Here is an 18311-nt window from a genome sequence, read left to right on the forward strand (position 1 = left end):
AGGGATAATGATCGACCTATGAAAAATAAAGCAGCTCAATCTAAAGCCTGGACTACGGTTCAGATCGCACGTCATCCTGAACGTCCGCAGTTTTTGGATTATGTTGGCGAAATTTTTACAGAGTTCGATGCTTTGCACGGTGACCGCCTATTTGGTGATGACGGAGCGATGATTGGTGGTTTGGCTCGTTTAGATGGTCAGCCTGTGATGATCGTAGGTCAGCACCGTGGTCGTAGTACACGTGAAAAATTACAGCATAATTTTGGTATGAGTAACCCCGAAGGTTACCGTAAAGCACAGCGTTTATTGGATATGGCCGAGCGTTTTAATCTGCCAGTCTTTACCTTTATTGATACCATGGGTGCGTACCCAGGTGTGGGTGCAGAAGAGCGTGGTCAGGCCGAAGCGATTGCAACTAGCTTAGCTCAGCTTTCTTCACTTAAAGTGCCTGTAGTGGCAACGGTATTGGGTGAAGGTGGTTCGGGTGGTGCGCTCGGTATTGGCGTAGCTGACCGTGTGATTATGTTATCTCACAGTATTTATTCAGTGATTTCACCGGAAGGCTGTGCATCTATTTTGTGGAAAACTGCAGAAAAAGCAGAGCAAGCAAGTGAAGCATTGGCATTGACGGCAGATAAATTGCAGAAGATGGGCATTGTAGAATACGTGGTGGACGAAGCGGAAGGCGCACATTTAAACCCTGAAAAAGTCATGCAGGATTTGAAAGTGGTCTTGAAGCAAGCTCTAGAAGAACTGCAACCAATGGATGCAAACGAACGATGCGAAGCGCGTTATCAGCGTTTAATGAAGTTTGGCAGCGACAATTTAGGGCTGACTGCTTAAGTCAAATTCAGGCGCTGCCTGAACAAAGCCGATTTTTAATAGGATGTAGTGGTGGCATGGATTCCATGTTGCTGCTGCATCTTATGTCGTTTTTGTGCCCTGAAAAAATGCGGGTAATTTATATTGATCACCAACTACAAGATTGTAGTCATGCTTGGGGCGAATTTGTACGTGCTCAATGTAAAGCGCTGAATTTGCCATTCATCATACAAAAAGTTCAGGTTGCGCAAGGTAACCTTGAAAATCAAGCACGCTCGGCCCGCTATCAAGCCTTTCGCCAACATTTACAAGCAGATGAAATATTGGTACTCGCACATCATCAGCAAGATCAGGCGGAGACATTGATGTTGCGGCTACTTTCAGGTGCTGGTGTCCATGGCCTTGCTGCCATGAAAAAATTCGATGCGCGTGAAGATTTTACATTATGGCGTCCGCTATTGGATCTTTCACGTGAGCAAATTTGCCAATGGGCAGCACAGCTGCATGTGCAAAATATTCAAGATCTCACCAATTTTGATACCGATTATGACCGCGCGTGGAGTCGTGAGATTTTGTGGCCGTTACTCAGCGATCGATTTCCTAAAATGCAGCAAGCTCTGAGTCGAACCAGTTACTTGATGCAAGATGCCGATGAAATTTTAAACGAGGTATTACAACAAGATTTAGCAGTCTGCGGCTCATCGCAAGCGTTATCTTTGGTGGCTCTACAACAGCTCAGTCTGGCACGTCAGCGTCAGTTGTTATCGCACTGGATGAAAGGTGAGGGGCAATATCGTCCAAGTTTTGAAATGGTACAGCGTTTATTTTCAGAAGTGATTGGCTCACGCGAAGACTCGCAAGCGGCATTACACTGGAATGGATTTTATTATCTGCGCTTTCAACAGCAACTTCATCGGATTGCCAAAGCGGAATATCTGCCAACTGAACCCATTCAAGAGGTTGAGGTTGTAACTTGTGTTGCAGGTCAGTGCCTCAAGTTGCCTGCAGGACATTTTGTGATTCAACCCTCAGAGGTTGGCTTATCACCAGAATTATTGGGGCAGCAACTGCAGATTCGCCCACGCCTTGGCGGAGAAAAAATTCATTTATATGGTCGTGTCGGAAGTTGGCCTTTGAAAAAAGCCATTCAGCAGGCGCAAATTTTTCCATGGCAGCGTCATACTATTCAAATATTAAGCCGAGATAATGTTATGCTAGGCGTCTTTACGCCTCAGGGCTTTTGGTTGGCGCAGTCTGAATTTTGTACTCAAGCTGGCTGGCAACCGACATTATCTCTTAACGCTAAATCTGCAATATCGGATCTTCAATCATGAGCGCAATTCTAAATTGTAATATCAGTTTCATTGGTGGCGGCAACATGGCACAGGCTTTAATTGGTGGCCTAATTGCACGTGGTGTCCCGACTACACGTATTACAGTTTCAGATCCCGTAGAAAAAGTACGTGAGCTTTTGGCTGAAAAAGATTTGCATGTGACGGATGATAATGTTGTAGCAATTCGAGATGCGGATATTGTTCTTTTTGCCGTTAAACCTCAGGTGTTGGCTAAAGTTTTGGCACCATTACAAGGGTTGCTAGAAGGGAAGTTGGTGATTTCAATTGTTGCAGGTGCGGAAATTGCAACGATTTCAAAACTATTAGGTACAGAGCGTATTGTTCGTGTCATGCCAAACACACCTGCTTTAGTTCAAACCGGTGCGCATGGTTTGTATGCAGGTGAAGCGGTTTCGGCTGAAGATCGTGATCTTGCAAGTCAAGTTTTGGCTTCAACGGGTTTAACACTTTGGGTAAACTCAGAAGCGCAGATTGACGCAGTAACAGCTGTTTCTGGCTCAGGTCCTGCATACTTTTTCTATATGATGGAAAGTATGATCCGTGCAGGTAAAAACATGGGTTTGGATGAAAAAGTGGCTACAGCACTAACCTTGCAAACTGCATTGGGCGCTGCACAAATGGCGATTACCAGTGCCAACAGTCCTGCGGAGTTACGTAAAAATGTAACCTCTCCAAACGGTACCACACAAGCTGCGATTGAAGTATTTGATCGTGCTCAAATTTCACAAAATATTCAGGCCGCTTTAGCCGCAGCGCAAAAGCGTAGCCAAGAGTTGGCACAAGAGTTAAGCGAAAGCACCAAATAATTCGATTTGATTTAGGAAAGTTCAAGTATGGGCTCTGCTCAAATTTTTGGAATCATTATTAACGTTGCAATTTTGCTCGTATTTTTCCGTTTTTTAATGCAGCTTGCTGCCGTGAGTCCATATAACCCTGTGGTTTTGGCAACAGCAAAAGCAACAAAAATTGTCGATATCTTTAGCCGAATTTTCCCAACTTTGGCCAAAGGTCGAGTGAATACTGCAGCTTTGGTGTTGGTGGTGATTCTGTATTTGTTAAAAATGTTTGGTTTGATGTATTTGTCTGGCGTGGCAGTGAATAGCCCATTCCATCTGATCATTATGACCTTTGTGACCATGATTCAGGATTTAATCCGTTTCTGTCGTTACTTAATTATTGCATCGATTATTTTGAGTTGGGTGGTGATGTTTAGTCAGTCACGTTCGCCTTATATTGAAGTGGTTCAAGAGTTGGCAGAACCGCTACTTGCGCCATTCCGTCGTATTCTTCCAAATATGGGGATGATTGACTTGTCACCAATTTTTGCGATTTTGGCATTGTTGGTTGCGGAAACCATTATGAAGCAAGTCGCAATTGCATTATTGACTGGTCTTTAATCTGAGCTAAGACGAGTTAAATTAAAAAGGACGCCGAGGCGTCCTTTTTTTGTGGATTTAATATGAGGTGTAAAACAAGATATTTATACTAACTAATAAACATCTCACCTCCATCCAACCTTCCTCCTAGAGGGAGAAAGGCGTGAATGAACGTGAATGAATTAGTGTGCTTCGTCCCAGTTATTACCTTGACCGACTTCAACAATCAGTGGAACGGAAATTTTCAACACAGATTGCATCACTTCAGTCAGTTGGGCAGACAGTTCATCGGCAATTGCAGCATCAACTTCAAACACCAATTCATCGTGTACTTGCAGTAACATTTTGGCTTGATCTTTCGGTAAGATTTTATCGACTGCAATCATGGCCAGTTTAATGATATCCGCCGCAGAACCTTGTAGCGGCGCATTAATCGCTGCACGTTCAGCGCCTTGTTTCACCATTTTGTTGCTCGCCATAATGTCCGGTGTATACAGACGACGACCTAAAATAGTTTCCACAAAACCTTGTTCACGTGCGACTTGGCGAGTACGCTCCATATATTCCAAAACACCAGGGTAGCGTTGGAAGTATTTACCAATATAGTTACGTGACTCTTCACGAGTGAAACCTAGCTGACGAGTCAAACCAAATTCAGACATACCATAGAGCAGACCGAAGTTCACCGCTTTGGCTTGACGACGTTGGTTGCTAGTCACTTCGTCGAGTGGAATTCCCAAAACTTCTGCCGCAGTACGTTTATGTACATCTTGCCCATGATTGAAGGCATCGACCAATGCATGATCTTGCGAGAAATGCGCCATTAAACGTAATTCGATTTGCGAATAATCGGCTGCCAATAAAATGCGACCTTCAGGTGCAATAAAGGCTTTACGGATTTGACGTCCAATATCTTCACGAACAGGAATATTCTGTAAGTTTGGATCGGTAGATGACAAACGACCTGTAGCCGTTAAAGCTTGGTGGTAACTGGTATGCACACGATGTGTGTCATTATTCACTTGCTTTAATAGACCGTCGGTATAGGTGCTTTTCAGTTTAGATAGACCACGATATTCCAAAATTAAGTCGGTAATCGGATGGTCGATTTTTTCTAACACACTTTCACTGGTACTGTACTGACCTGTAGAAGTTTTCTTACCGCCTTTTAAACCTAATTTATCAAACAGAATCTCACCAACTTGTTTTGGTGAGCTGACATTGAAGCTTTGACCCGCAAGATCGGTAATTTCGGTTTCTAAATTTAGAATGGTATTGGCAAATTCCACACCAAGTTGGTCGAGGAAGTTCATATCTAGCTCAATGCCGTTTTCTTCCATAGAGGTTAGAACACGGGCAACCGGCATTTCAATATTGTGCAAAATATTGATCAGCTCCGGGTGAGTTTGTAACTTCTTATCGAGTACTTCATACAGACGATAGGTCACATGGGCATCTTCTGCCGCATAATGGGCTGCAGTTTCAAGCTCAATTTGGTTAAAGGTCTTTTGTTTTGCACCTTTGCCCGCCACTTGTTCGAACGTCGTAGTGAGATGACTTAAATACAAACGTGCGACGTCATCCATCCCATGACGTGTAGCCACAGAGTTAAGGACATAAGAGGCCAACATGGTATCGAAATACCAACCTGCCAAATGAATGCCATGATTTTCTAAGACATGTGCGTCATATTTGAGATGATGACCAATTTTTTGTACGTCATTATCTTCAAGTAAAGGTTTGAGTTGATTCAGGATCGTGTCACGATCAAGTTGTTGCGGCGCACCTTCATAATCATGCGCAAGCGGCACGTAATAGGCATCATGTGCATCTAAAGCCACCGAGAAACCCACAATCTGTGCCACGCGGTAGTCGAGGCTAGTGGTTTCAGTATCAAAGGCAAAACGCTTTTCAGTACTTAGACGTTTAAATAACAAATCCCAATCTTCTTGAGTCAATACCGTGTGATAACGTGCTTCACCAAGTAAGTCATCAACACTGGTTTTGTCCGCTTGATCTTCCACTTCAGGTGCATTGGCTACAGTCGCCGTGGTGTTAATGGCTTTGGCTACTTGTTTGTAGGTTGCACCATTGGGGTTGTTCGGATGATCTAAAGACTGCAGTTGGTTACGAAATTCTAGTTCCGTATATAAATCACGAAGTGCTGGAATATTTGGATCGGCAAGTTTCAGATCTTCGTATTTAAGGCCCATGTCGAGGTCACAAACAATACTCGCCAGTTGGTGATCAAGAGCAATCCCTTCGACATTGTCTTTAATGTTTTGACCGACTTTACCTTTAATGCTGTCGACATTTTCTAAAATGCCGCCAATCGATCCGTACTCGGTTAAAAGTTTCGCTGCTGTTTTTGCGCCAACACCGGGTACACCACGGATGCCGTCAGAGGCATCGCCCATCAGCGTGAGGTAGTCAATGATTTGATTCGGCCACACCCCAAATTTTTCAAAAACGCCTTGAACGTCCATCGGTTTGTCTTTGAAGCTATCTTCTAAAGTGACACGCTCAGTAACGAGCTGTGCCATGTCCTTGTCACCAGTGGAGATCAAAACTTGATGACCGGCTGCTTCAGCGCGTTTGGCTAAAGTTCCGATAATGTCATCGGCTTCAGCGCCTGGCAACATATGTAGTGGAATCCCTAGAGCACGAATTAACGCATGAAGATATGGAATTTGTTGTGATAATTCTTCCGGCATCGCAGGACGGTCACCTTTATAGATCGGGGACAATTCATGACGGAAGGTTGGTTCAGGTGTATCGAAAATAACGGCCATGTGCGTCGGTTGGATACGACGCATTAATTTTTGGATGGCAGAAATGGCACCTCGGATTGCATTGGTATGCAAACCGGTTGAAGTGGTTAATGGTGGCAGTGCATGGTAAGCACGAAATAAAAAGTATGAGCCATCGACCAAGACAAATGGTGGCATTGATAATTTCCTAATCCTAAAAACGGTTTTATTGTACGTGATTTTTTGCCCGCACGCAGAGTCTAGATTGTATATGTAACTTACCTAATCACTGATGAATAGTTTTAATCCATCGGTCAGGCTCATGTATCATCAAAACATTCAGGAAAATGACGAAGCAGGTATGCTGAAACAGAATAATGAAATCAAGATGATTTGGTTGATGACGCTGATCATGGTGGGGATCGGGGCATGGTACTTAGATGTCCGTATCCTGAGTTATATCAGCGGCATTGGTTTTATGCTCAGTGTGATGAATTATGTCGATGATTTACAGCACGGCGCTGATGCACTGAGTTCATCAAAACAACCATTTCAAGTGACATCAAAGGTTCCGTTATATATTGCATCGTTATTAACGGTCGTTGGACTGTTAACAGAATTGGGTTATTTGGTTGCAATCGGGATTAGCCTGTGGGTCTATTTTTTTCTGCGTTGGCTGAAACGATTAGAACGTCAGCTGCATCTATTGCAAGGACAGGTGCTTCATTCGCAATCCAGCCAAACGGCTACTTCAATATCAGCGTCGACAATAGACCGTCCTGAAAATTTTGATTCTGACAATACACCATCTGTACATCCCGCGACGGCAGTTGGTACAGCTAGACATCAGGCATCATTCAATTCAATGCCTTCTAATACACCATCCAAGTCTGCGCCAAATCTATCTAGTCAAATTCAGCAATGGCTTTTCCAAGGCAATCCCGTGTTAAAAGTGGCGGTATTGGTCTTGGTGATTGGCGTGGTGCTATTACTCAGATTTGCCACAGAGCATTGGCAACTAAGCTTGGCCATGAAACTGCTGATCGTAAGCTTGATCAGTGCTGGTATTGTGGGACTGGGTTTTTTGCTGCAAACCAAAAACCGCAGTTTTGCCTTAGCGCTAGAAGGTCTAGGTCTTGCAGCGCTGTTTTTGACTTTATTTTTTGCCTATTACAATGCCGTCATTCCGGGCTTTGGCATAGCTTGTCTACTATATGCTGCACTTATGGCATTGACGATTTGGCTCAGTCTGAAACAGCAGTCGGTAGAACTGGCAATCATGGCAATGCTGATCGCCTATCTTGCGCCATTTACCTTGCCTGTTCGTGATGCAACTGCAACGGAATTTATTGCCTATTATCTTGTAATTAATCTGGCTGTTGCAGTCATGAGTACTTTAAGACCGTGGAAATATCTGAATCAAATCGCATTTTTGATGACGGTGATTATGGGTGGTGGATATGCTTTTTACCACGGATACACCACCGAACGTCAGATGATGAGCGTGTTGGTTTTAGCTCACGCTGCGAGTTTTATTTGGCTCGGTTTTCGTTTTAGCCAGTTATTGGCGAAACAAGATCTTGCGCATTTTCAGCTTAAACCTGCCTTGGATATTGCACTGATATTTGCTGCACCAGTGTTTGCTTATCTGGCATTGTATTTGATGTATTTTGAGGAAACGGTATGGCAGGCGGGGTATAGCTTGCTATTCGCAGCGCTTTTTGCCGTACTGTATAGCATCAGTAAACGCAGTGCTGTGATTCCACTGATTGCACAAAGTTATTTGAGTTTGACCTTAATTTTCTTGGCATTGATTCCACCGATAGTATTGAAAGAGCAGTGGAGTGTGGTTGGTTGGGCAGTTGAAGGTGCGTTGATATTTATATATGCCCTATACAAGCAGTCCAATATCAGCCGTTATTTAGGCATGGCGCTCTTGGTGATGGCGGGTTGTTCAAGTCTGTATTATTTGGTTCAACTGCCACATTTCCCTGCACAGATGTATTGGGGCGTGTGTTTGAGCTATTTGGCGGCCATTATCGTGACGCACGCGGTTCCTGCATTTCATAAACAGCTTTCAAGTTCGAGTATTGCCTTTCAATGTGTGCAAATGCTCTCAGCAACTACTATGTTCACCATGTTGCTCTTAGATTGGCTGCAGAGTAGTCATCAATTGGCCTTGAGTTTATTGATTGTCAGTGTGGCCTATCTGTTGGTGAATGAAGGCTTGTTAAAACGAAAAGCTTCGTGGAGTTGGTCCATCATTAAGTGGACCGGTCTAGTGCCTGTTTATGTGATGGGGCTGTACCAAGTTATTTCAGTGAGTGAGAACGGTCAGTTACTTTGGCATTCAACGATGGAGCAGATGTATTTTGCATTCGCTGGGCTGAGCTTGACGCTGCTTTGGCTACGACCATTACTCGGTGTGCGTGAAAAAAAAGAATGGGTCAGTCTCGGAATTTTGAGTAGCTTGGCGTGGACCAGTCTGACGCTGATACCCAGTATGCCGTATATCAGTGTGGTAATTTTGCCCCTACTCTTTTGTGCATGGTGTTATTGGCAAGCGCAGCAACCGGTCTGGAAAATGTTTTGGCAAGCGCGTAGCAGTTTATTTTTGGCTTTAAGTTGGATCATCAGTTCGCAATTATTTAGTCAGCAGGCCTTTGTGGGATATATCTTGCCGATACTGAATCCTTTTGATGCAGTGAGTTTGCTGTTGTTAGCGGCTTTTTTATGGATGTTGAATCAACAGTTAAAAGCTGGTTTAGATCGTAGCTTGGCTGCCGTGTTGAGTGTCCTTGGGCTACTTTGGTTAAGTAGCTATGTCGTGCTTCGTGCCTTACATAGGTATCTGGATACGCCTTATAACAGTTTAGACATTTGGAGCGATGCGACCGTTCAACTGAGTTTTACTGTGCTGTGGGTGTTATTGGCTTTGGTGAGTATGCGCTTTGCCACTCAGCGCCAATTACGTTCAGTTTGGCTACTCGGTGGCAGTATTTTGGTCTTGGTCACTTTGAAATTGGTCTTGCTGGATTTATCTCATGTCGGCACTCTCATGCGAGTGATTTCATTTATGGCCGCAGGTTTTGCCATGCTTTTGATTGCCTATATTGCCCCTATGCCGAATGACAAGATTGAACCATGATGAAATTCTTAAAGGTACGAGATCACTAAGCCGTATAGGTTGATGGCTATAAATAGTAGATGATAAAAAGCCCTGCACATTTGAAGATATGCAGGGCTTTTCATATCAAGTCTATAAACTATTATTTGAGTTGAGGCTCTCGTTGAATCTCTTGTGCATTGGCATATTGATCGACGTCGGCATCGCTTGCTTGCGTAGAAAGCGGGTGGTCAACAAAACCCATTTTCGGTACAGGAATTTCAATTTTATTTTCTACAAAGGCATTGCGAATCCGTTCTTGCATCTCATCGCGGACTTTTAGGAAATTCTCTCTTTGACACCAAATGGCAAAAAGCAATTCAATGGATGACTCTCGAAAGGCAGTGACGGTCACGGCAGGTTTAGGATCGGCCAAGACCAATGGATATTTACTGACGGCATCTAATAAAACTTCGCGGACTTTGATGATGTCTTCATGAAAGTTAATCGCAAGGGTAATTGGAATGCGCCGTATTGGAAACTTAGACAAGTTATGTACAGGTGCCCGAATCAGTTGTTCATTCGGCAAACGGACATAGACATTGTCTTGCGTGAGTAATTTGACCGACAGTAAATCAATCGAGATTACTTCACCTTCAATGGTATGCCCACGAATCAGTGTCAATTGAATGGTATCACCAACCTCAAAAGACCCTTCACCGATCAAGAACATCCCGCTGATCAGGTTGGATGCGGACGTTTGCGAGGCAAAACCCAGTGCGACCGTTAAAATACCTGCTGCACCCAAGAAGACGCTGAGTTTAAAGCCGGCTTCTTTTAAACTTGCCATCACAAAGATTAAAAAGATGAAATAGAAAATCCCGCGACGCCAAACCAACTGTTGATGAGCATTGAAACGCATACCCACAGTACGAATAAAGGTATTCGAGATAAAACGGGCAATCAGAAAGCCGATGACTGCCAATAAAACAGCCACCAATAATTCTGTCAGCCGATCGGTATTGAGATTGGCGACCATTCCTTTTAGGCTGCTGGTGATTTCTGTCGAAATATTTAAATCTGCCATGGCTCGCCCTTAGAAAAATGAATCAAACATATTGAACAGCACATTGGCTGACTCGCGTGGCGGATGTAGATAAACAACGTCACCCGCTTGTGGTGGTGTACGGTTTTCAATTTTGACCCGCGGCGGTTTGTCATGACCTTCATGCACGACCCGAATTTGTGAAGTCCATAAACGTCCCGTACTTTCACTATAAAATAATGGCAAAGCCGGTACAGGGACATTCATACGGTCAAAACGAATCTGTTGATTACTCACGTTATGAAACTCAATAGGGGTTACAGCACGAAAAGCACGAGGTTTGAGTTGTTTAAGTTCTGTACGACCATCAACTGCTGTGGCATAGCAAATTTCACCCATTCGATGATTCGGACCAAACCAGGTATCTTTTGGTAGAATAACAGGTATATCAAACAAGGGTTCTCTAAGACCTTCGACAAAACCAGCAATCCAAAGCGGTGTGCTGATATATAGCGTTCCGCGCTGTCCGGCTGGAATATAAATCGGATCGACCGGTTTAATCACCACAGACCGATCTGCCAAACGTGGCATGATTTGAATTTTGTCATGTGTTTGGCGGAACATATAGCGTTCCATTTTAATGGGCTGTGGAAAACCAAATTCAGGGTCTTGTATCGGATGCCATTGCTGCTCATAGTCAAACTGAAAGGTCGGGCGATGGTATTCCATACGCCACTCTTGCATGCCGCGCGTTACACGGAACAATAAAGACCCAAACTGCCAACTGCGCGGGTGATTCAGTTCAAATTGATATTCCCCCCACCATTTACGTTTTGGGGATTCCTTTTCAGTCAAATCATTTTCTAATGGCAATGCGTATATCCCTTGTCCCGATAAATCCTAAAAACAGACTTCACGCTGTCAGATGCTTAGAGTACACTCAAAACAACTTTTTTCATCATTATAATGCGTGATGCAAGTACTTAAACAATTACAAATACCATATAGTTTTGCCAAACGTCATGGCGTATTGCTTCGATATGAGGGTGATCAAGCTTTTATTGTGCGTCGTGACAGCACGCCACTACTGGCTTTGCAAGAAGCACGTCGCTATTTAGGGCATCCTGCACAATATCAATTATGTAGTGAGCAAGAGTTTAATCAATTACTCAGTGCAAGCTTTGCCGGAGACACCGGTGAGTCTCAACAAGTGGCAGCGGGTCTGGAAGATCATCCTGATTTACTTAGCCTTGCGGACTCTGTGCCAGAAGCTGAAGATTTGATGGATCAGGAAGATGATGCGCCGATTGTACGCTTAATCAATGCTTTATTGTCGGAAGCAATTCGTGTTGGAGCTTCAGATATTCATATCGAATCTTTTGAAAAAAAGCTGTCTGTCCGCTTACGTGTTGATGGTCAATTACGTGAAATTGTCCAGCCTCGTCGTGAACTTGCGCCATTGTTGGTGTCACGGATCAAAGTCATGGCCAAACTCGATATTGCGGAAAAGCGAATTCCACAAGATGGTCGTATTTCTCTGCGTTTGGCGGGCCGTGAAGTCGATGTTCGTGTATCAACCTTACCATCTTCCTATGGTGAACGTGTGGTGATGCGTTTACTCGATAAACAAGCTGGGCGTTTAAACATGACCCATTTGGGCTTGATGCAGCATGACTATGATCGATTGAAACAACTGGTACATCGTCCGCATGGCATTATTTTAGTTACGGGGCCGACGGGTTCGGGTAAAACCACAACCTTGTATGCGGCATTGTCTGATCTAAATGATGGTTCAAAAAATATTTTGACTGCGGAAGATCCAATTGAGTATCAACTTGAAGGGATCGGGCAGACGCAGGTCAATACCAAAGTGGATATGACCTTTGCTCGTGCATTAAAAGCCATGCTTCGCCAAGACCCAGATGTGGTGATGGTCGGTGAGATTCGTGATTTAGAAACTGCTGAAATTGCAGTACAGGCATCATTAACAGGCCATTTAGTACTTTCAACGCTGCATACCAATACAGCAATCGGTGCAGTGACCCGTCTTAAAGACATGGGGATTGAACCCTTTCTACTTTCAAGCTCATTGATCGGTGTGGTGGCACAGCGTTTGGTTCGAACCTTGTGCCGTCACTGTGCGACTTGGCATGATGCCGATGATTTTGAAAAAGACTTATTTAAGCATCTCGATGCCTCGACCGAATTAAAATTGCCACAACCTAAAGGATGTGAACAATGCTCGCATACTGGATTTACAGGGCGTACCGCAATTTATGAAATCGTCCCGATTGATGAGCAAACACGTCGCCTCATTCATGGTAATGCTGCTGAGTTTGAGTTGGAAAATCATGTACGTGCAAATGCGGGTTCAATACGTGATGATGGATTGCGTAAAGTTTTGGCAGGTAAAACCACGATAGAAGAGGTTTTACGTGTAACCAATGAAGCGGCTGAATAGTCGGTGTGAATTATAAAAAAAGCCCCGAAGCCTGTGCAAGGACTCGGGGCTTTGCTTTAGTTAATCTTTTCAAAATGAATAACAGCATCGTATGCTTTATCTGTCAGAGTGAGGTGAGTTGCATCACTGAGTTTCATTTCAATGCTATTGCTCTCTTTATATTTCAAAACATCATGATTCACTTCGGCCATACTGGATGAAGCACTAGAAATGCGCTCAGTATTATTTTTATCGAGCCAAAATTCGTCTTTAATTTGATAGTCATCGCCTTGTTTGCTGATTGAAAGTTTGCGAAGGCTCTCCGTGTCAGGTGTTTGTTTCCATTCCCCTGAAAAATCAGGCGCAGGTGTTTGGCTACATGCTGCTAAGGCCAAGCTTAGAAAAAGCAGCGAAAAGTATGTTTTCATTGTAAAGTCCTGAAAATGATTTTAATTTTTTATTTTAATTTGAACAAAAACAGCCCAAAAAATATGGGCTGTACGGTCTTTCACTTACCACAAACTGACAACTTTCTTCATCAATTCAGCACGAATGGGCGCGGTTGGGTTACCTGCATTGCGCTGCGTTTCATTTTCATAAAACTTTTGCCAAGTTTGAACCATCTCTAAAGTGACATCTTGAGTTTTAAGCTTTTCAACGTCGGCTTTACTGATATTGGCTAAGCGCGCTGCTGCACCTTCTGGGCCTGTACCCCAACCAATGATGCCTTGACCATAGGCAGGTAAAGACATGTTGTTCGGTGTTGGCGGTAGCGCAAGACGTTGAATATCTGGATTGACCAAGGATTTAATTTGAGGGCGGACTTTTTCAGACAGCGTTAATTCGGCAAAACTTAGTGTAGATGCGCTGATTAGCAATGTACTGATAAGGAGAGGTTTAAGCATCATAGATCAACAAATGAATGTAAATAAGAATCGTTATATATTTTAGCAAGGTTTTGGTAGCTGAATATGAATATTTAAATGTATTGGAAATGGATAAGATTTTATTTTGAGCTCAGCTGTAGATGTGTAGTGGTCAAAAAACTCAAAGCACTATTTTATAAGAATTAAAACAGTGCTTTGTTTAGATAGGTACAAATGGGTTTAAGTCAAAACATTTAAAGTGACATTAATATTGTTTCGGGTCGCATTTGAATAGGGGCACACAATATGCGCGGCATCGACCAATTTCTGTGCCTCGCTTGCATCCATACCCTCAAGATGAATATTAAGCGTCACTTCGATACCAAATCCTGTTGGAATAGGGCCGATACCAACATCACCCTCGACGTAGGCAGCAGGGGTAATCGAAATTTTATCTCGGTTAGACACAAATTTCATTGCACCTAAAAAACAGGCTGAATAACCAGCGGCGAAGAGTTGTTCAGGATTCGTACCATTACCTGTACCCCCCATAATTTTCGGCACAGCCAATTGAACATCTAAATGACCATCGGATGTCGTTGCACGACCATCACGACCACCAGTGGCTTTTGCATGGGCTGTATAAACTGCTTTTTCTAAAGTCATTTTTCTAATCCCTCAGATGATGGTTCAAAATCATATCGTGGGGGATTTTGTTTAAATAATATTCAGTTTTTTTGTAATTTTATACAGAGTGAAAATCAATATTGAACCAAAACACGGTGCTGCATCAGTGGCATTGATGCGCGAATCTGTTGCTGCTCGTCTAAGTCAAAAGGAACTGTGAGTAGTTGAGCGCCTTCTTCTGCGGTGATTGCTAAAATTTGACCACGGCTGTTGCTTGCTCCAGCATGCCCCCAAGTTTGACGTTTTTCACCATGCCAACCTTGTTGTGCGGCACCTAATACAGCACATTGACTATCCATGGCACGAGCTTGCAGTAACAACTGCCAGTGCATTTCACCCGTGGTATAAGTAAAAGCCGCAGGCGCCGTTAAAATGTTTGCACCTTGGCTACGAAGTTTCAAAGCCAGTTCAGGAAAACGCAAGTCGTAGCACACCATCATGCCAATATTGCCAAAAGGTGTTGTTGCAATTACGGTTTCAGTACCAGGTTCAAAGAATTTTGATTCTTGATAGCCACCGACAGCGTCACCAACTTGCACATCAAATAAATGAATTTTGTCATAACGTGCTTCGGTACGTTCAGGGCTGATACACAGACTGACAGTTCGGACACGACCATCTTGAATGATTGAACCATCTGGACGATAAGGGCATGGGAGTGTGCCCGCAACAATCCAAAGTTGATAACGATGTGCGAGTTGTTCTAGTCGCTGCTGAATACTTTCAAATTGCGCCGCGGTTTCGCGTTGTTTACCTGCGGCAAAACAGACAAAATTTTCGGGAAATACAATGAGACTCGCACCTTGAGCCTGACTTTGTTGCATCAATGACTCGATCACTTTGAAGTTATCTTCAATGTCATTTTGAGAATTCATTTGTGCAACGGAAAGTAAAGTCATGCGAAGAGGCTCTGCTGTGATTAACCTAAATTAGACATTTTGCTGCTTGGGTTGCTCTAGATTGTCCTGCTCTTTTTGCAGTTGTTTGACCAAAGGCTCAAACATATTTTGGTTGCTATCATTTAGTTTCATCAGCGTTTTGTGTGCATCTAAAACCGTATTCAGCATATTGCTATGGGTAATGTGTTCTTCCATAAGTGCGCGAGTGCATACACTTGGATCACCACAATAATTCAAAATAACAAACACCTGACCTAAACCCATGCTATTGGCAAGCGTTGTGATATCAGAGTTTGTAGACAACATTACCGCTTGGATATGGTGAACTTGTTTGAGCTTCAAACCCAGTTTCGCCAAAATGCCAAGAACAGTACTATCGATAAATGTCGTTTGGGTTAAATCAACGATTGCACCGACGACATTTTGTTGCTGTTCAATTTTGTTTAATAACTTGTCTAGACTAATACAAGATTGGGCACGCACTTCGCCAATAAGCTTAAAAATATGCGTTCCGTTCAAGCTTGCATATTCAACATGACCTGTTGACATATAAATGCCATTTGCAGAGAAGGATAGTAAATTATCCCATAGGGGCACAGCTTACTCAAGTAGCCGAGTATGATCAGAAAGTCGTATTCGGTTTAAGTAGTTGATTTCGTGATTAATTGATTCGACGTAAACTTAGGATGGCAATATCGTCGGCAACATGGTCTGGTGCTTGAAATGATTGATTTTGCAAGTGATAAACCAATTGACCTAGCTGTTCATTCAATCCACCGTCAAAAGGTTCTAGTGCGCCATCCGAGCAAATTACAAAGCGCGAATAACGATTTAAGGTAAATTCAAACTCTTCAACTTCGAGGTCTTCAGTTAAGCCAAGTGGAAAGCTACTGGTATTTAAAATTCGTGCGGGAAGACCGGGTTCAAATAAAATGGCCGGCGGATAATGGCCTGCACTAGACCATTTCAAGACATGCGTATCGAGATTAAGTATTCCCGCAATCATGGTAATGTGCTTTTCAATATTTTCTTGAACCAACATGCCATTGAGTTTTTTGATGAGTTCTCTCGGGGTTTTTGAACGACCGTGGAAAGCAGCCATCCATGAGGTTAGTAAACTACTCGTTACCCCATGACCAGATACATCTGCGAGATAAAACATGATTTCTTTATCGCTGATTTTCCAGTAATCGTACCAATCACCGGATAAATAGGCTGAAGGCTGGAAGAATGTTTCAATTTTATAGTTGTGGAGTTCAATCGGGTTGGGCAGTAAACGTTTTTGCAAATCTGCAGCAGAAGGGAGATCACGGCTATCTTGATTGCGTTTGTATTGCGCATCAATTTTAGTGAGTGCCACCTGAAGGTTAGTTGGGATATGATCCCAAACCCATCCTGCTAAAGCGCCTTGTTGCCAAGCTTGAGCCAATGCAGCACCTTCATGCTCAAAAGCAAGCACAATAGTAGGAAGTGTCCATTGGTGATTTAAAAAGTCGGCAACATCAGCAATTGCAATGATCGTTGGATCATACAAGTCTAGATCTTCAATGTTAATCATTTGTACGCTAGGAAGCGCATCAAGTACCTGATCTAAATATGGAATATCACGAGTAGGTTGAATGAAATACATAAAGAATTAGATGAATCCTTCGATAGACAATAAGTGTACTATAGCAAGCTAATGATGGCTGGAGGGAAAAACCACACCAGCCAATTGAAAAATTTTATTTATTCAGTTGTTACCGTGTCGGTATCATCTGAACTGCTGTCATCAATGAAATCGGTAGAATCATCAGATGAAACGTCTACTGAATTATCTTCAGATTCATCAATATCGTCATCTTCTTCATCAATAAATAGGTTTTCTTCAGCGATACCTTTTTTCTCAGCAATAGAATAGTTCAGGCGTTGCAAATAAATATCACGAATTTGAGCGTATTTATCGCCTTGCAATACACCTTCGATATCCAGTAATTGAGCGCGAGTATCGATTCCACGTAAAGTTTGCTCAGACCAATACGCCACATCATGACCATCAAGCATATATTTCTGTGGACGTCCTTGACTATCTACAGCAAGCCCCACAGTTTGACGCAATGTGCTTGGACCAAGCACTGGTAAAACAATATAAGGACCAGAAGGAATACCGTAATAACCTAAAGTCGCGCCAAAGTTTTCATCTTCGGTTTCTAGACCTAGACGGCTTGCAGGGTCAGCAAAGCCTAAAGTTGTCAGTGTATTAACAGTAAAACGCCCCAGACTTTTTGCGGCACGTGTCGGTCGTCCTTGGATGAGTTGGTTAAACGCATTCCACGGTTCGCCCAAATTTTTACGGAATAAACGATACGATTCACGTATATCCTTAGGGGTTTTTGCTACATATTGCACAGCAACAGGGCGGGCAATATGGACGTCTAAATAATCATTAAATGCGTAAACTTTCCGGTTGATCGGTTGGAAAGGGTCTTTATCTTCTTCTGATTGTGCTGCATTGGCATTTACAGATAATTTTTTTGCAACTTCAGATGACTTGACCATCGCAGCATGCGCAAGTTGTTGTGTTTTTGATTTATTGGCAGCTTCTGAGTCTTGAGCAACAGGTGCTGAAGCCTCGTCATTTGCAAATACAGGTGTTGTTACGACAAGTGACAATAATCCTGCATATAAAAAAGAAGTTTGGCGCATATATAGTCCTGACGCTTTTAGCGCGGCAAAATGTTTGCCGTATAATAAGTAAAAACGTTCAAATAATCTTGATTTATTACTATTAAACCAAATTTGATCAAAATATGAATGAAAAAATGTAATTTGAGTGAAAATTGTGCGCTCAAAATAATTATTTAAAAAAAGGTGTTGCGTTGGATCAGAAATGCTGTAGAATGCACATCCATCGGCGGTGATGAAGATTAAAACTTCTGATAAAACAATGACTTGGTTGAATTGATTAAGTTTGGTTTTATTTGAT

The 18311-nt window shown here is 42.9% G+C and carries 16 protein-coding genes; 6 read left to right on the top strand and 10 right to left on the bottom strand.

All coding sequences use genetic code 11. From position 1 onward, the window contains the following. The first annotated feature begins 18 nt into the window (after positions 1–18). Genes M5F03_RS09825 through M5F03_RS09840 form a run of 4 tightly spaced genes read left to right on the top strand, consistent with a single transcriptional unit; the run spans position 19 to position 3574 of the window. Entirely contained in the window at positions 19–843 is an 825-nt protein-coding gene (locus M5F03_RS09825; RefSeq protein ID WP_078189570.1) for an acetyl-CoA carboxylase carboxyltransferase subunit alpha, read from the top strand. Beyond that, positions 780–2156 (top strand): tRNA lysidine(34) synthetase TilS, encoded by a 1377-nt coding sequence (tilS, locus tag M5F03_RS09830; RefSeq protein WP_249708200.1) that lies wholly within the window; start codon positions 780–782, stop codon positions 2154–2156. The genes M5F03_RS09825 and tilS overlap by 64 nt, the downstream gene beginning before the upstream one ends. Next, on the top strand, positions 2153–2983 hold the full coding sequence (proC, locus tag M5F03_RS09835; protein ID WP_078189568.1) for a pyrroline-5-carboxylate reductase: 831 nt from the start codon (positions 2153–2155) through the stop codon (positions 2981–2983). The genes tilS and proC overlap by 4 nt, the downstream gene beginning before the upstream one ends. Positions 2984–3010: 27 nt before the next feature. Further along, the gene (locus tag M5F03_RS09840; protein WP_180007241.1) at positions 3011–3574 is read left to right on the top strand and encodes a YggT family protein; all 564 of its coding nucleotides are present in this window, start codon (positions 3011–3013) and stop codon (positions 3572–3574) included. Positions 3575–3735: 161 nt separating this feature from the next. Here the strand turns inward: M5F03_RS09840 and polA are convergent, their stop codons facing one another. Then, complete coding sequence (gene polA / locus M5F03_RS09845; RefSeq protein ID WP_249708201.1) at positions 3736–6501, bottom strand: DNA polymerase I; 2766 nt, start codon at positions 6499–6501, stop codon at positions 3736–3738. Positions 6502–6664: 163 nt separating this feature from the next. Here polA and M5F03_RS09850 point away from each other — a divergent pair, with 163 nt between their 5' ends. Further along, the gene (locus M5F03_RS09850; protein ID WP_249708220.1) at positions 6665–9451 is read left to right on the top strand and encodes a DUF2339 domain-containing protein; all 2787 of its coding nucleotides are present in this window, start codon (positions 6665–6667) and stop codon (positions 9449–9451) included. 121 nt (positions 9452–9572) lie between these two features. Here M5F03_RS09850 and M5F03_RS09855 read toward each other — a convergent pair whose 3' ends face one another. Next, entirely contained in the window at positions 9573–10496 is a 924-nt protein-coding gene (locus tag M5F03_RS09855) for a mechanosensitive ion channel family protein (protein WP_180024385.1), read from the bottom strand. A 9-nt stretch (positions 10497–10505) separates the two neighbouring features. Further along, positions 10506–11327 carry a DUF432 domain-containing protein gene (locus M5F03_RS09860; protein WP_111884712.1) on the bottom strand — a complete coding sequence of 274 codons (822 nt, stop codon included), beginning with the start codon at positions 11325–11327 and terminating at the stop codon, positions 10506–10508. A 100-nt stretch (positions 11328–11427) separates the two neighbouring features. Between M5F03_RS09860 and gspE the strand changes: the two genes are divergently transcribed. Then, positions 11428–12915, top strand: coding sequence for a type II secretion system ATPase GspE (gspE, locus tag M5F03_RS09865; protein WP_233944530.1), 1488 nt, complete (start codon positions 11428–11430; stop codon positions 12913–12915). 56 nt (positions 12916–12971) lie between these two features. Here the strand turns inward: gspE and M5F03_RS09870 are convergent, their stop codons facing one another. The 7 genes from M5F03_RS09870 to M5F03_RS09900 form a co-directional block, all read right to left on the bottom strand. Continuing rightward, complete coding sequence (locus M5F03_RS09870; protein WP_249708202.1) at positions 12972–13322, bottom strand: hypothetical protein; 351 nt, start codon at positions 13320–13322, stop codon at positions 12972–12974. Positions 13323–13406: 84 nt separating this feature from the next. Beyond that, the gene (locus M5F03_RS09875) at positions 13407–13799 is read right to left on the bottom strand and encodes a DUF4951 domain-containing protein (protein WP_180034859.1); all 393 of its coding nucleotides are present in this window, start codon (positions 13797–13799) and stop codon (positions 13407–13409) included. Positions 13800–14000: 201 nt separating this feature from the next. Beyond that, positions 14001–14426, bottom strand: a complete 426-nt coding sequence (locus M5F03_RS09880) for an organic hydroperoxide resistance protein (protein ID WP_111884709.1) — start codon at positions 14424–14426, stop codon at positions 14001–14003. 95 nt (positions 14427–14521) lie between these two features. Further along, on the bottom strand, positions 14522–15346 hold the full coding sequence (locus tag M5F03_RS09885; RefSeq protein WP_249708203.1) for a carbon-nitrogen hydrolase family protein: 825 nt from the start codon (positions 15344–15346) through the stop codon (positions 14522–14524). A 30-nt stretch (positions 15347–15376) separates the two neighbouring features. Continuing rightward, positions 15377–15895, bottom strand: coding sequence for an anti-anti-sigma factor GigB (gene gigB / locus M5F03_RS09890; RefSeq protein ID WP_078189558.1), 519 nt, complete (start codon positions 15893–15895; stop codon positions 15377–15379). A gap of 112 nt (positions 15896–16007) precedes the next feature. Continuing rightward, complete coding sequence (gigA, locus tag M5F03_RS09895) at positions 16008–16976, bottom strand: RsbU family protein phosphatase GigA (RefSeq protein ID WP_078192616.1); 969 nt, start codon at positions 16974–16976, stop codon at positions 16008–16010. Between the two features lie 98 nt (positions 16977–17074). Continuing rightward, positions 17075–18031, bottom strand: coding sequence for an MlaA family lipoprotein (locus M5F03_RS09900; RefSeq protein WP_249708205.1), 957 nt, complete (start codon positions 18029–18031; stop codon positions 17075–17077). Between the last annotated feature and the right edge of the window lie 280 nt (positions 18032–18311).

This window comes from Acinetobacter amyesii, from assembly GCF_023499985.1.
GTDB classification, from domain to species: Bacteria; Pseudomonadota; Gammaproteobacteria; order Pseudomonadales; family Moraxellaceae; genus Acinetobacter; species Acinetobacter amyesii.